The sequence below is a fragment of the Bacillus nitratireducens genome, assembly GCF_036320425.1.
GTDB classification, from domain to species: Bacteria; Bacillota; Bacilli; order Bacillales; family Bacillaceae_G; genus Bacillus_A; species Bacillus_A nitratireducens.
Map to the genome: position 1 here is coordinate 262,976 of NZ_JAUMJO010000002.1, position 12,270 is coordinate 275,245.

Here is a 12,270-nt window from a genome sequence, read left to right on the forward strand (position 1 = left end):
CTAGGGTATTTTTATGCAAATGTTGTTATAAAAATACAAAAGTGGTAACATAAAAATCAGAAAGATGAGGGATGACGATGAGCCATTTGTTAACGATGAGTGAATTATCGGAAGTAGAAATTTCAGAAATCCTAAAAGACGCAGAAGATTTCGCGAATGGAAAAGAGAGCAAAACGACAGAGCAAACTTTTGTTGCGAACTTGTTCTTTGAGAATAGTACGAGAACGAGATTTAGCTTTGAAGTTGCTGAGAAGAGATTAGGACTTGATGTTTTAAACTTTTCAGCTGATGCATCTAGCGTACAAAAAGGAGAAACTTTATACGATACGATAAGAACACTAGAATCAATCGGAACAAAAGCAGTGGTCATCCGCCATGAGCAAGATCGCTACTTCGATGAACTAAAAGATCAGGTGAATATCCCAATCTTAAACGCTGGAGATGGATGTGGAAACCACCCAACGCAGTGCCTACTCGACCTTCTTACAATTAAACAAGAGTTTGGAAGATTTGAAGGATTAAAGATTGCGATAGTAGGAGATGTTCGTCATAGCCGAGTAGCACGTTCTAATGCAGAAGCATTAACGAAACTGGGTGCAACAATTTACTTTGCAAGTCCAGAAGAGTGGAAAGATGAAGACAGCACATTTGGAACATACAAACCATTAGATGAACTTGTTCCAGAAGTGGATGTAATGATGTTACTTCGTGTACAACATGAGCGTCATGATCATTATGAAACAGACATTATGAAAGAGTATCATGAGAAACACGGATTAACAGTGGAAAGAGAAAAGCGTATGAAAGAGGGAAGCATTATTATGCATCCAGCTCCTGTAAACCGTGATGTTGAAATTGCAAGTGAACTTGTTGAGTGTGAGCGTTCACGCATATTTAAACAAATGGAAAATGGAGTTTACGTAAGAATGGCTGTACTAAAACGCGCCTTACCAAATGTATTAGGAGGAATGAAACATGAATTACTTGTTTAAAAATGGTCGTTATATGAATGAAGAAGGAAAAATCGTAGCAACAGATCTTCTCGTACAAGACGGTAAAATCGCTAAGGTAGCAGAAAATATTACGGCAGATAATGCTGAAGTAATCGATGTGAACGGAAAGTTAATCGCACCTGGATTAGTAGATGTACACGTACATCTTCGTGAACCAGGTGGTGAACATAAAGAAACAATTGAAACAGGTACACTAGCAGCGGCAAAAGGTGGATTCACTACAATTTGTGCAATGCCAAATACACGCCCAGTACCAGATTGCAGAGAACATATGGAAGACTTGCAAAATCGTATTAAAGAAAAAGCGCATGTCAACGTACTACCATACGGAGCAATTACAGTACGCCAAGCTGGTTCTGAAATGACAGATTTCGAAACATTAAAAGAACTTGGAGCATTTGCTTTCACTGATGACGGTGTAGGCGTACAAGATGCTAGCATGATGTTAGCTGCTATGAAGCGTGCAGCGAAATTAAATATGGCAGTGGTTGCGCACTGTGAAGAGAATACTCTTATTAATAAAGGTTGTGTACATGAAGGGAAGTTTTCTGAGAAACACGGATTAAACGGTATCCCATCAGTATGTGAATCTGTACATATTGCAAGGGATATACTGCTTGCTGAAGCGGCAGATTGTCACTATCACGTATGTCACGTAAGTACGAAAGGTTCTGTACGTGTAATTCGAGATGCGAAACGCGCTGGAATTAAAGTAACAGCAGAAGTAACACCGCATCACTTAGTGTTATGTGAGGATGATATCCCGTCAGCTGATCCTAACTTTAAAATGAACCCACCGCTTCGTGGAAAAGAAGATCATGCAGCACTAATTGAAGGTTTATTAGATGGAACAATCGATATGATCGCAACTGATCATGCACCGCATACAGCGGAAGAAAAAGCGCAAGGAATTGAAAGAGCACCATTCGGAATTACTGGTTTTGAAACAGCATTCCCGCTTCTATACACAAACCTTGTGAAAAAAGGAATTATCACACTAGAGCAGTTAATTCAATTCTTAACAGAAAAGCCAGCTGATACATTCGGCTTAGAAGCAGGTCGCCTGAAAGAAGGTAGAACAGCTGATATTACAATCATTGATTTAGAACAAGAAGAAGAGATTGACCCAACAACATTCTTATCAAAAGGAAAGAATACACCATTCGCAGGTTGGAAATGCCAAGGATGGCCGGTAATGACAATCGTTGGTGGTAAGATCGCATGGCAAAAGGAGAGTGCATTAGTATGAAAAGACAACTTATCTTAGAAGATGGAACAGTATTAATTGGAAAAGGTTTCGGAGGAGAAATTGAAAAGTCAGGTGAGGTTGTATTCACAACAGGAATGACTGGATATCAAGAAACATTATCTGATCCATCATATTGCGGTCAAATCGTAACATTCACGTACCCATTAATCGGAAACTACGGCATCAACCGTGACGATTTTGAATCGATTCACCCATCTGTAAATGGTTTAATCGTAAACGAAATTTGTGATCACCCATCAAACTTCCGTAATGAAATTTCGTTAAATGATTACTTAAAAGAAAGAAACATCCCAGGGTTAGCAGGAATTGATACAAGAAAATTAACGAGAAAAATTCGTCAATACGGTACATTACGCGGCCGCCTTTGTAACATGGATGCAGATGTAGAATACATCGTGAGCCAATTAAAAGCGACAGTATTTACAGATCACGTGAAACGCGTATCAACGAAAGATCCATACCCAAGCCCAGGCCGTGGACACCGAGTTGTACTTGTAGACTTCGGAATGAAACATGGTATTTTACGAGAATTAAATAAACGTGACTGTGATGTAATTGTAGTACCTTACAATACAACAGCAGAAGAAATTTTACGCCTTAGCCCAGATGGAATTATGTTAAGTAACGGACCTGGAGATCCAAAAGATGTGCCAGAAGCAATTGAAATGCTAAAAGACATTATCGGTAAAGTTCCTTTATTCGGAATTTGTTTAGGACATCAATTGTTCGCACTAGCATCTGGTGCGAATACAAGTAAGTTAAAATTCGGTCACCGTGGTTTAAATCATCCAGTAAAAAATCTTGCAACTGGAAAAGTAGCAATTACATCTCAAAACCATGGTTACGCAGTAGAAGAAGAATCAGTTGAAAATACAGAACTTGAAATTACACATGTTGCTTTAAATGATGGAACAGTAGAAGGTCTTCGTCATACGAAGTTCCCAGCATTTACAGTACAATATCATCCAGAAGCTTCAGCAGGACCAGAAGATGCAAATGATTTATTCGAAGATTTCTTAGAAATGATTGAAAACTTCAAGAAAGAAGGGGAAGAGTTATGCCAAAACGCCTAGACATTAACACAATTTTAGTAATCGGATCAGGACCAATTGTAATTGGGCAAGCAGCAGAGTTTGATTACTCTGGTACACAAGCTTGTCAATCTCTTAGAGAAGAAGGTTACAAAGTAATCCTTGTTAACTCTAACCCAGCAACAATTATGACAGATACTGCAACAGCAGATAAAGTATATATAGAACCATTAACACTAGAATTCGTAAGCCGTATCATTCGTAAAGAACGTCCAGATGCAATCTTACCAACATTAGGTGGTCAAACAGGCCTGAATATGGCTGTTGAACTTGCGAAATCAGGCATACTTGAAGAGTGCGGAGTTGAAATTTTAGGAACAAAATTATCAGCAATCGAGCAAGCGGAGGATCGTGATTTATTCCGTACATTAATGCAGGAATTAAATGAACCAATTCCATCTAGTACCATTATTCATACGCTAGAAGAAGCACATGAATTTGTAAAAGAAATTGGTTATCCAGTTATTGTTCGCCCAGCATTTACAATGGGGGGAACAGGTGGCGGAATCTGTAGTAATGAAGAAGAACTAATTGAAATCGTATCAGGTGGATTAAAACATAGTCCAGTAACACAATGTTTATTAGAAAAGAGCATTGCTGGTTGTAAGGAAATTGAATATGAAGTAATGCGTGATTCGAATGATAACGCGATTGTAGTATGTAACATGGAAAATATCGATCCAGTTGGGGTTCATACAGGTGATTCTATCGTTGTAGCACCGAGCCAAACATTAAGTGACCGTGAATATCAAATGTTACGAAACACTTCATTACGAATTATTCGTGCATTAGGAATTGAAGGCGGATGTAACGTTCAGCTTGCACTTGATCCACATAGCTTCCAATACTATGTAATCGAAGTAAACCCGCGTGTAAGTCGTTCATCTGCACTAGCATCTAAAGCAACTGGATATCCAATTGCAAAGCTAGCGGCAAAAATTGCAGTCGGTTTAACATTAGATGAAATTATAAACCCAGTAACACAAAAAACATACGCTTGCTTCGAGCCAGCATTAGACTATGTTGTTTCAAAAATTCCACGTTGGCCATTTGATAAGTTTGAATCAGCAAACAGAACACTTGGTACGCAAATGAAGGCAACTGGTGAAGTTATGTCAATCGGACGTAACTTAGAGCAATCATTATTAAAAGCGATTCGTTCTTTAGAACTTGGTGTTTATCACTTAGAGTTAGAGCATTTAAAAGAGCTTGATAAAGAGACAATGAAAAAACGCATTATAAAAGCTGATGATGAGCGACTGTTTATTGTAGCGGAAGCAATTCGTCAAGGTGTAACGAAAGAAGAAATCAACGATTGGTGTGAAATGGACTTCTTCTTCTTACAAAAAGTTGAAAACATCGTAAATATGGAACGTGAAGTAAAAGCGAATGTAGGAAATATGGAAGTACTACAAACTGCGAAAGAAATGGGCTTCAGCGATCACTACATTGCAGCAGCTTGGAACAAAACAGAGCGTGAAATTTACGATATGCGTAAAGAAAGCAATATAACTCCTGTTTATAAAATGGTAGATACTTGTGCGGCAGAGTTTGAATCTGCAACACCATACTATTACAGCACATATGGTGACGAGAATGAATCGGTTAGAACAGATCGTAAGAGTGTTGTCGTACTAGGGTCTGGGCCAATCCGTATCGGTCAAGGGGTTGAGTTTGACTATGCAACAGTTCACTCTGTATGGGCAATTAAAGAAGCTGGATATGAGGCAATCATTGTTAATAACAATCCAGAAACAGTTTCAACAGACTTCAGTATTTCTGACAAATTATACTTTGAACCATTAACGATTGAAGATGTAATGCACATCATCGATTTAGAAAAACCAGAAGGTGTTATCGTTCAGTTCGGTGGACAAACGGCGATTAACTTAGCTGCTAAACTAGAGGCTCACGGTGTGAAAATCTTAGGGACATCACTTGAAGATTTAGATCGTGCAGAAGATCGTGATAAGTTTGAAGCAGCTTTAACACAGCTTGGTATCCCGCAACCAGTTGGTAAAACAGCAACGACTGTAGAGCAAGCAGTAGCGATCGCTGACAAAATTGGTTACCCAGTATTAGTAAGACCATCTTACGTACTAGGTGGACGCGCGATGGAAATCGTATATCGTCAAGAAGAACTGCTGCACTACATGAAAAATGCGGTTAAAGTTCACGCAGATCACCCAGTATTAATCGACCGTTACATGGTTGGTAAAGAAATTGAAGTAGATGCAATTTCAGACGGTGAGAATGTATTCATTCCAGGTATTATGGAACATATTGAACGCGCTGGAGTTCACTCTGGTGACTCAATCGGAGTATATCCACCACAAAGCTTATCTGCAAAACTGAAAGAACAAATTATTGAACATACAATTGCACTTGGAAAAGGTTTAAACATTGTTGGATTACTAAACATTCAGTTTGTAGTATTCAAAGATGAAGTGTATGTAATTGAAGTAAATCCACGTGCGAGCCGTACAGTACCATTCTTAAGTAAAATTACAGGCGTACCGATGGCGAATGTTGCAACGAAAGTTATTTTAGGGCAAAACCTTGTAGAACAAGGATATGGAACTGGCTACCACCCAGAAGAGAAAGAAGTGTATGTAAAAGCACCGGTATTCTCATTTGCAAAACTACGATCAGTTGATACAACATTAGGACCTGAAATGAAGTCAACAGGGGAGGTAATGGGGAAAGACTTAACACTTGAAAAAGCCTTATACAAAGGGTTAGTTGCTTCTGGAATTAACATCCCAACGCACGGATCAGTAATCATAACTGTAGCGGATAAAGATAAAGAAGAGGCGATGGAAATTGCAAAACGTTTCCACGAAATCGGTTATAACTTATTAGCAACAGCTGGAACAGCACAAACATTAGCAGAGCAAAACATTCCAGTACAAGTTGTAAACAAAATTGATTCTGAAGACTACAACTTACTAGATATTATTCGTCAAGGAAAAGCACAGTTTGTAATCAATACATTAACAAAAGGCAAACAACCAGCGCGTGATGGTTTCCGCATTCGCCGTGAATCAGTAGAAAATGGTGTGGCTTGCTTAACATCACTTGATACAACGAGAGCAATCTTAGGAGTATTAGAATCTATGACATTCTCAGCTCATTCAATGAAAGAAATTACGCAAACGAAGCGTCACGAGGTGGTACATGCATGATGCAAAAGCAAAATATGATCGTCGTTAACCAAAAAGAAATCGCAAAAAACATTTACGAATTAGTGCTTCAAGGGGATCTTGTGCAGCAAATGAACGACCCAGGACAGTTTGTACACATTAAGGTAGCAGAGGGCATTGCGCCCCTTCTGCGCCGCCCAATTAGTATTTGTAATGTCGATCAAGATAAGAACGAATTTACAATGCTATATCGTGCGGAAGGACAAGGAACAAAAACATTAGCAAAAAGAAAACAAGGTGAACTTGTAGATGTGTTAGGACCACTTGGACATGGTTTTCCTGTAGAAGAAGCGGAAGCTGGACAAACGGCTCTATTAGTTGGAGGGGGAATTGGTGTACCACCACTATATGAATTGTCACAGCGTCTTGTAGCAAAGGGAGTACGCGTTATTCACATCTTAGGTTTCCAAACGAAAGATGTTGTCTTCTATGAAGAGAAATTCGCAGAGCTTGGTGATACGTATGTTGCAACAGTTGATGGTACGCATGGTACAGAAGGCTTTGTAACAGATGTAATTGATAGCTATGGAATTGACTTTGACATTCTATACTCATGTGGACCTTTAGCGATGCTTCGTGCATTAGAAGGACGCTATAAAGAGAGAAAAGCCTACATTTCATTAGAAGAGCGTATGGGCTGTGGCATTGGAGCATGTTTCGCATGTGTATGCCATCTGCAAGCAGATCCGAGTGGACATTCTTACAAGAAGGTGTGTAGCGACGGACCAGTATTTCCAATCGGGGAGGTTGTACTATGAACAGATTGCAAGTTGAATTACCAGGGTTATCGTTAAAAAATCCAATCATCCCAGCATCTGGTTGCTTCGGATTTGGTCGTGAGTATGCACAGTTCTATGATTTAAGTGTACTTGGATCAATTATGATTAAAGCGACGACAGAACAACCACGCTATGGAAATCCGACGCCTCGTGTTGCTGAAACACCAGGCGGAATGCTAAATGCAATCGGGCTTCAAAATCCTGGATTAGAAAAGGTAATGAATTCTGAATTACCTTTTCTCGAGCAATTTGATCTTCCGATTATTGCAAATGTTGCTGGCTCACAAGCTGAGGATTATGTAGCAGTTGCGAAGGAAATTTCAAAGGCACCTAATGTTCATGCGCTAGAATTAAATATTTCTTGTCCAAACGTAAAAACGGGTGGTATCGCTTTTGGTACGAATCCTGAAATTGCTGCTGATTTAACGAAGCGAGTAAAAGAGGTTTCTGAAGTACCGGTATATGTGAAATTGTCACCGAACGTGGCAAACATTGTGGAGATTGCAAAAGCAATTGAAAATGCGGGTGCGGACGGTTTAACGATGATTAATACATTGCTTGGTATGCGTCTAGATTTAAAAACTGCAAAACCAATTTTAGCAAACCGTACGGGCGGACTATCAGGGCCAGCGATTAAGCCAGTAGCAATTCGTATGGTACATGAAGTAAGTCAAGCGGTTAACATTCCGATTATCGGAATGGGTGGTATTGAAACTGCGGAAGATGTAATTGAATTCTTCTATGCTGGCGCAAGCGCGGTTGCAGTAGGTACAGCGAACTTCATAGACCCGTTCGTATGTCCGACAATTATTGAGGAGTTACCAGCATTACTAGATGAATTAGGATTTGATCACATTTCGGAGTGTCAAGGAAGGAGCTGGAAGCAAACATGTCACAGTCGTTAATTGTTGCACTAGATTTTCCAGAGAAACAAGATGTAGAACAATTCTTACACCACTTTGAAGGGGAAGAATTATTTGTCAAAGTTGGTATGGAGTTATTTTACAAAGAAGGCCCTGCTATTATTACGTACTTAAAAGAAAAAGGGCATAAGATCTTCCTAGATTTAAAACTTCATGATATTCCGAATACAGTAAAAAGCGCTATGCGTAGCCTAGCTAGTCTAGAAGTTGATATGGTAAATGTTCATGCTGCTGGGGGAAGCAGTATGATGAAAGCTGCGATTGAGGGATTAGAGGAAGGTAAGCAAGAAGGAAAAGAGAGACCGATTTGTATTGCAGTTACACAACTAACAAGCACTTCGGAAGCTATGATGAAAAAAGAGATCGGCATTGAGAAAACGTTAGAAGAAGCGGTTACTCATTATGCGAAATTAACGAAAGAAAGTGGACTTGATGGAGTTGTTTGTTCAACACTTGAAGTTCCAAAATTACGTGAAGTATGCGGAAATGAATTTGTAACAGTAACACCGGGGATTCGTCTTGCAAGCGATGATGTAAATGACCAAGTGCGCGTAGCAACACCGAAACGTGCGAGGGAACTTGGTTCAAGCTACATCGTAGTTGGACGTAGTATTACAAAAGCAGAAAATCCGCTTGAAGCGTATAAAACAGTAAAACAACAGTGGGAAGGTGTAACAGTATGAAAAAAGAAATCGCATCGCATTTATTAGAAATTGGAGCAGTATTTTTACAACCGAATGATCCATTTACTTGGTCTTCTGGTATGAAATCACCAATTTATTGTGATAATCGTTTAACTTTATCTTATCCAAAAGTACGCCAAGCGATTGCAGCTGGATTAGAAGAGTTAATTAAAGAGCACTTCCCAACTGTAGAAGTTATTGCAGGAACAGCAACTGCTGGTATTGCGCACGCTGCATGGGTAAGCGATCGTATGGATTTACCGATGTGCTACGTACGTAGTAAAGCAAAAGGTCATGGTAAAGGGAACCAAATCGAAGGAAAAGCTGAAAAAGGTCAAAAAGTAGTAGTAGTAGAAGACTTAATTTCAACTGGCGGTAGTGCAATTACATGTGTAGAAGCACTTCGCGAAGCTGGCTGTGAAGTATTAGGAATCGTATCAATCTTCACATACGAGCTAGAGTCAGGAAAAGAAAAATTAGAAGCAGCTAACGTAGCGTCATATTCTTTAAGTGATTACAGTGCATTAACTGAAGTTGCAGCAGAAAAAGGTATGATCGGACAAGCTGAAACGAAAAAATTACAAGAGTGGCGTAAAAATCCAGCTAATGAAGCTTGGATCACAGCGTAATATGAAAAAAGACGACGGCGGGGGAACGCGGTCGTCTTTTTATATCATTGTTAAAATTTCATGTAAAGAACAGATATTAGGAACATCACACTTGAGTTGCAAGTTATCCCGATTTAACCATATCCCTTGCATTCCAGCTGCTGTACTACTAATTGCATCTGTTTCTAATCGATCGCCAATATAATAGCAATCTTTCATTTCAAGATTCGATTGTAATACAGTTCTTTGAAAAATTTCAGGGTCTGGTTTCGATATACCAATTTCACTAGAAGTAAATATGTATTTGAAATATTGTAGAATGTTTAGAGCAGTTAATTTTTCGACTTGTTGCTCATAGTCACCATTGCTAATGATACCTAATGGGTGTCCTTCTTGCTGCAAGGTCTGTAATGTATAGTGTACATCTTCAAACGCGGCCCAGTTGTTCTTATATAGTTTTATATATTGATTGAATTTGTGCTGAGATTCCCCGGGTGATAAGTTTACTCCATATGTTTTAAATAAATGATACATTCGCATCCATTGTTGTTCTTGAAAAGATAATTCTTTGGATAAAAATTTGTTGAAATATTGTTCGGATAATTCATGCCATAGTTTCGTGGCCTCTAATTCATTACCTGAAAAAATAGTATTATATATTTGAAAGAAATCTATAATACCATTTCTTTCAGCGGTCTCATAATCAAGTAAAGTTCCATCGACATCAAAGAAAATCATATTACAATCTCCTTATTAAGTATTACTTCGTGCTTTCTACAACTTCATATCCTCTCACAAACAATAGAGTCATATAAGAAACAATAAATGAGAAGATGCTGTACATGCCAACCCAAAAGAAAAATTTTGGAGTAAAGGCGATAACACCTATTATTAAAAAACTAGCAAACGTTACAATCGGCATTACGTAATACGTTTTCGTCTTGCGCGTTCCAATAACAGAAACGATAAAGATAAGTAATGGACAAATTAATAAGACGAAAATCAATTCATTCATAGTTATGTCCCCTTTTCTAATTGAAGTAATCTGTTGCTCGTAAACGTTTTGAAATAAATACTCTCCTAATATAACTTCGCTAACATATAAATAATCCCTTTTGAAAGTCGGTAATAAATGATGGATTTCACAATGAAAAACGTAAGCAAGAGAACACTTGCTTACGTTATAGAATAAACATCGCAACGATAGTGGTGACGATTAAGCCAATCACAACCGGTAAAAAGTTTCGGCGTGCAAGTTCAAACGGATCTACTTTGCATATGGCAGCGGCAGGAATAAGCGCCCAAGGAATTAAAGTCCCGCCCCCGGTCCAGATTGCTGCAATTTGCCCGAGTGCTGTTAATGTAGCTGTTCCATGCCCAAGTGCTGTTCCGAAAAGATTGGCAATCGAACCAGCAAGTGATATACCGGAAAAGCCAGATCCATCTAAGCCTGTTATGACACCAACGATAGTTAATGTTCCTGCCGATACATATTGGTTTAAAGGAACAGTTTGAGATAAGGCGATTCCTAAGTCGTTAATGATTCCATGTGAACCTTTCGGTAAATAGTCCCCGATAATTTTCACAAAGCCGCTATCTCCTAAATAAAAGAGTGCAGCAATTGGGATAACTGGACCAAAGATTTTAAATCCAAATTGGAGCCCTTCTATAAAATAATCGGTCGTTTTATTCAGTCCATTACCTTTGTAGGCGATGAGAGAAATGATGATAATCATAATAACAGTCGTCCCGCCGATAAGTGCAGTTGCGTCGCTTCCTTGTAGTTTAAATTGAATCATGCAAAGAATATCTATGGCATATACGATCGGAATACAAATAGCGAGCCATTTTTTTGTCTGAGGAGATAATGAAGTGAGTGTTTTAGAAGACTCAGTTGATGGAGTAGATTCTTGTATAGATAAGCCTGTATGAAATTCTTTTCGTAAGAAGAAAAATGCAACGGAAGTTGTCACAATACCCATAACAATAACGAGGGGAACACTGGCTGAAACAACGCTGGAAACAGGAAGACCAGCAGCGTCTGCCGTTAATTTCGGTGCACCCTGAATTAAGAAGTCACCAGATAAGGCGATGCCGTGTCCGAATAAGTTCATAGCAATGGCAACACCAATTGGCGGAAGGCCGACGCGTACAGCGACGGGTAATAAAATAGCCCCCATTAAGGCAACAGCTGGAGAAGGCCAAAAGAAGAAAGAAATTGTCATCATTAAAAGGCCGATAATCCAGTAGGCGAGGGTAGGGGTACGAATCATTTTTGTAAATGGTGAAATCATCGTATCATTTATGCCGGTATGAACGAGTAGATTGCTCATTGATACGATAATGGAGATGATCAATATAGTTGGTAATAGCTCAGTAATGGCGTAAATGAAACTTTGAAAAATACCGCTTATGGCAAGAGGGATAGAACTTGTAGCGGTTAATGCTAATAAAAAGATAAAAACGATACAAATGATTGTCGTATCTTTTCTAAGAATAAAAAAGGTAATAATAGTGAGTAAACAAAGAATATAGAGAGCATGTAAAAGCGTTAATTCAACTCCCATAACATTCACATCCTTTAGGCATTCGTGTAGTTCATTGTATGAAAACGGTGAAGGTATGTGAGTATAGGAAAAAGAAAAAAGTGAAATTTCATGTACTGTAATGGTAAGAATAGAAAATGGATGTTACAATACA

At 38.8% G+C, this 12,270-nt stretch carries 11 protein-coding genes; 8 read left to right on the forward strand and 3 right to left on the reverse strand.

Going from position 1 to position 12,270, the window contains the following annotated elements; all coding sequences use genetic code 11:
* Positions 1-77: 77 nt before the first annotated feature.
* Genes pyrB through pyrE form a run of 8 tightly spaced genes read left to right on the forward strand, consistent with a single transcriptional unit; the run spans position 78 to position 9,591 of the window.
* Positions 78-992 (forward strand): aspartate carbamoyltransferase, encoded by a 915-nt coding sequence (pyrB, locus tag Q3V31_RS07730; RefSeq protein ID WP_000018859.1) that lies wholly within the window; start codon positions 78-80, stop codon positions 990-992.
* Complete coding sequence (pyrC, locus tag Q3V31_RS07735; protein ID WP_001108374.1) at positions 976-2,262, forward strand: dihydroorotase; 1,287 nt, start codon at positions 976-978, stop codon at positions 2,260-2,262. Before pyrB ends, pyrC begins: the two co-directional genes overlap by 17 nt.
* Positions 2,259-3,356: a carbamoyl phosphate synthase small subunit gene (locus Q3V31_RS07740; protein WP_000828671.1), complete on the forward strand. Its 1,098-nt coding sequence runs from the start codon at positions 2,259-2,261 to the stop codon at positions 3,354-3,356. Before pyrC ends, Q3V31_RS07740 begins: the two co-directional genes overlap by 4 nt.
* Positions 3,341-6,559, forward strand: a complete 3,219-nt coding sequence (carB, locus tag Q3V31_RS07745; protein ID WP_001126134.1) for a carbamoyl-phosphate synthase large subunit — start codon at positions 3,341-3,343, stop codon at positions 6,557-6,559. The genes Q3V31_RS07740 and carB overlap by 16 nt, the downstream gene beginning before the upstream one ends.
* On the forward strand, positions 6,556-7,335 hold the full coding sequence (gene pyrK, locus Q3V31_RS07750; RefSeq protein WP_000983345.1) for a dihydroorotate oxidase B electron transfer subunit: 780 nt from the start codon (positions 6,556-6,558) through the stop codon (positions 7,333-7,335). The genes carB and pyrK overlap by 4 nt, the downstream gene beginning before the upstream one ends.
* Positions 7,332-8,261, forward strand: coding sequence for a dihydroorotate oxidase B catalytic subunit (pyrD, locus tag Q3V31_RS07755; protein ID WP_001081053.1), 930 nt, complete (start codon positions 7,332-7,334; stop codon positions 8,259-8,261). Before pyrK ends, pyrD begins: the two co-directional genes overlap by 4 nt.
* The gene (gene pyrF / locus Q3V31_RS07760; protein ID WP_000083484.1) at positions 8,246-8,962 is read left to right on the forward strand and encodes an orotidine-5'-phosphate decarboxylase; all 717 of its coding nucleotides are present in this window, start codon (positions 8,246-8,248) and stop codon (positions 8,960-8,962) included. The genes pyrD and pyrF overlap by 16 nt, the downstream gene beginning before the upstream one ends.
* On the forward strand, positions 8,959-9,591 hold the full coding sequence (pyrE, locus tag Q3V31_RS07765) for an orotate phosphoribosyltransferase (protein ID WP_000711457.1): 633 nt from the start codon (positions 8,959-8,961) through the stop codon (positions 9,589-9,591). Before pyrF ends, pyrE begins: the two co-directional genes overlap by 4 nt.
* A 39-nt stretch (positions 9,592-9,630) precedes the next feature.
* On the opposite strand, the gene Q3V31_RS07770 is transcribed toward pyrE, so the two are convergent.
* From Q3V31_RS07770 to Q3V31_RS07780, 3 genes are all read right to left on the reverse strand, one after another.
* Positions 9,631-10,308, reverse strand: a complete 678-nt coding sequence (locus tag Q3V31_RS07770; protein ID WP_016130193.1) for an HAD family hydrolase — start codon at positions 10,306-10,308, stop codon at positions 9,631-9,633.
* Positions 10,309-10,330: 22 nt separating this feature from the next.
* Positions 10,331-10,585, reverse strand: a complete 255-nt coding sequence (locus tag Q3V31_RS07775; RefSeq protein ID WP_016130192.1) for a YbeF family protein — start codon at positions 10,583-10,585, stop codon at positions 10,331-10,333.
* Positions 10,586-10,751: 166 nt separating this feature from the next.
* The gene (locus Q3V31_RS07780) at positions 10,752-12,137 is read right to left on the reverse strand and encodes a hypothetical protein (RefSeq protein WP_090813321.1); all 1,386 of its coding nucleotides are present in this window, start codon (positions 12,135-12,137) and stop codon (positions 10,752-10,754) included.
* Between the last annotated feature and the right edge of the window lie 133 nt (positions 12,138-12,270).

What these genes read in the sequence shown, in the direction of transcription:
- Q3V31_RS07775 (WP_016130192.1), bottom strand. Translation starts at nt 10,585, where the DNA reads ATGAATGAATTGATTTTCGTCTTATTAATTTGTCCATTACTTATCTTT.
- Q3V31_RS07780 (WP_090813321.1), bottom strand. Translation starts at nt 12,137, where the DNA reads ATGGGAGTTGAATTAACGCTTTTACATGCTCTCTATATTCTTTGTTTA.
- pyrB (WP_000018859.1), top strand. Translation starts at nt 78, where the DNA reads ATGAGCCATTTGTTAACGATGAGTGAATTATCGGAAGTAGAAATTTCA.
- Q3V31_RS07770 (WP_016130193.1), bottom strand. Translation starts at nt 10,308, where the DNA reads ATGATTTTCTTTGATGTCGATGGAACTTTACTTGATTATGAGACCGCT.
- Q3V31_RS07740 (WP_000828671.1), top strand. Translation starts at nt 2,259, where the DNA reads ATGAAAAGACAACTTATCTTAGAAGATGGAACAGTATTAATTGGAAAA.
- pyrK (WP_000983345.1), top strand. Translation starts at nt 6,556, where the DNA reads ATGATGCAAAAGCAAAATATGATCGTCGTTAACCAAAAAGAAATCGCA.
- carB (WP_001126134.1), top strand. Translation starts at nt 3,341, where the DNA reads ATGCCAAAACGCCTAGACATTAACACAATTTTAGTAATCGGATCAGGA.
- pyrD (WP_001081053.1), top strand. Translation starts at nt 7,332, where the DNA reads ATGAACAGATTGCAAGTTGAATTACCAGGGTTATCGTTAAAAAATCCA.
- pyrC (WP_001108374.1), top strand. Translation starts at nt 976, where the DNA reads ATGAATTACTTGTTTAAAAATGGTCGTTATATGAATGAAGAAGGAAAA.
- pyrF (WP_000083484.1), top strand. Translation starts at nt 8,246, where the DNA reads ATGTCACAGTCGTTAATTGTTGCACTAGATTTTCCAGAGAAACAAGAT.
- pyrE (WP_000711457.1), top strand. Translation starts at nt 8,959, where the DNA reads ATGAAAAAAGAAATCGCATCGCATTTATTAGAAATTGGAGCAGTATTT.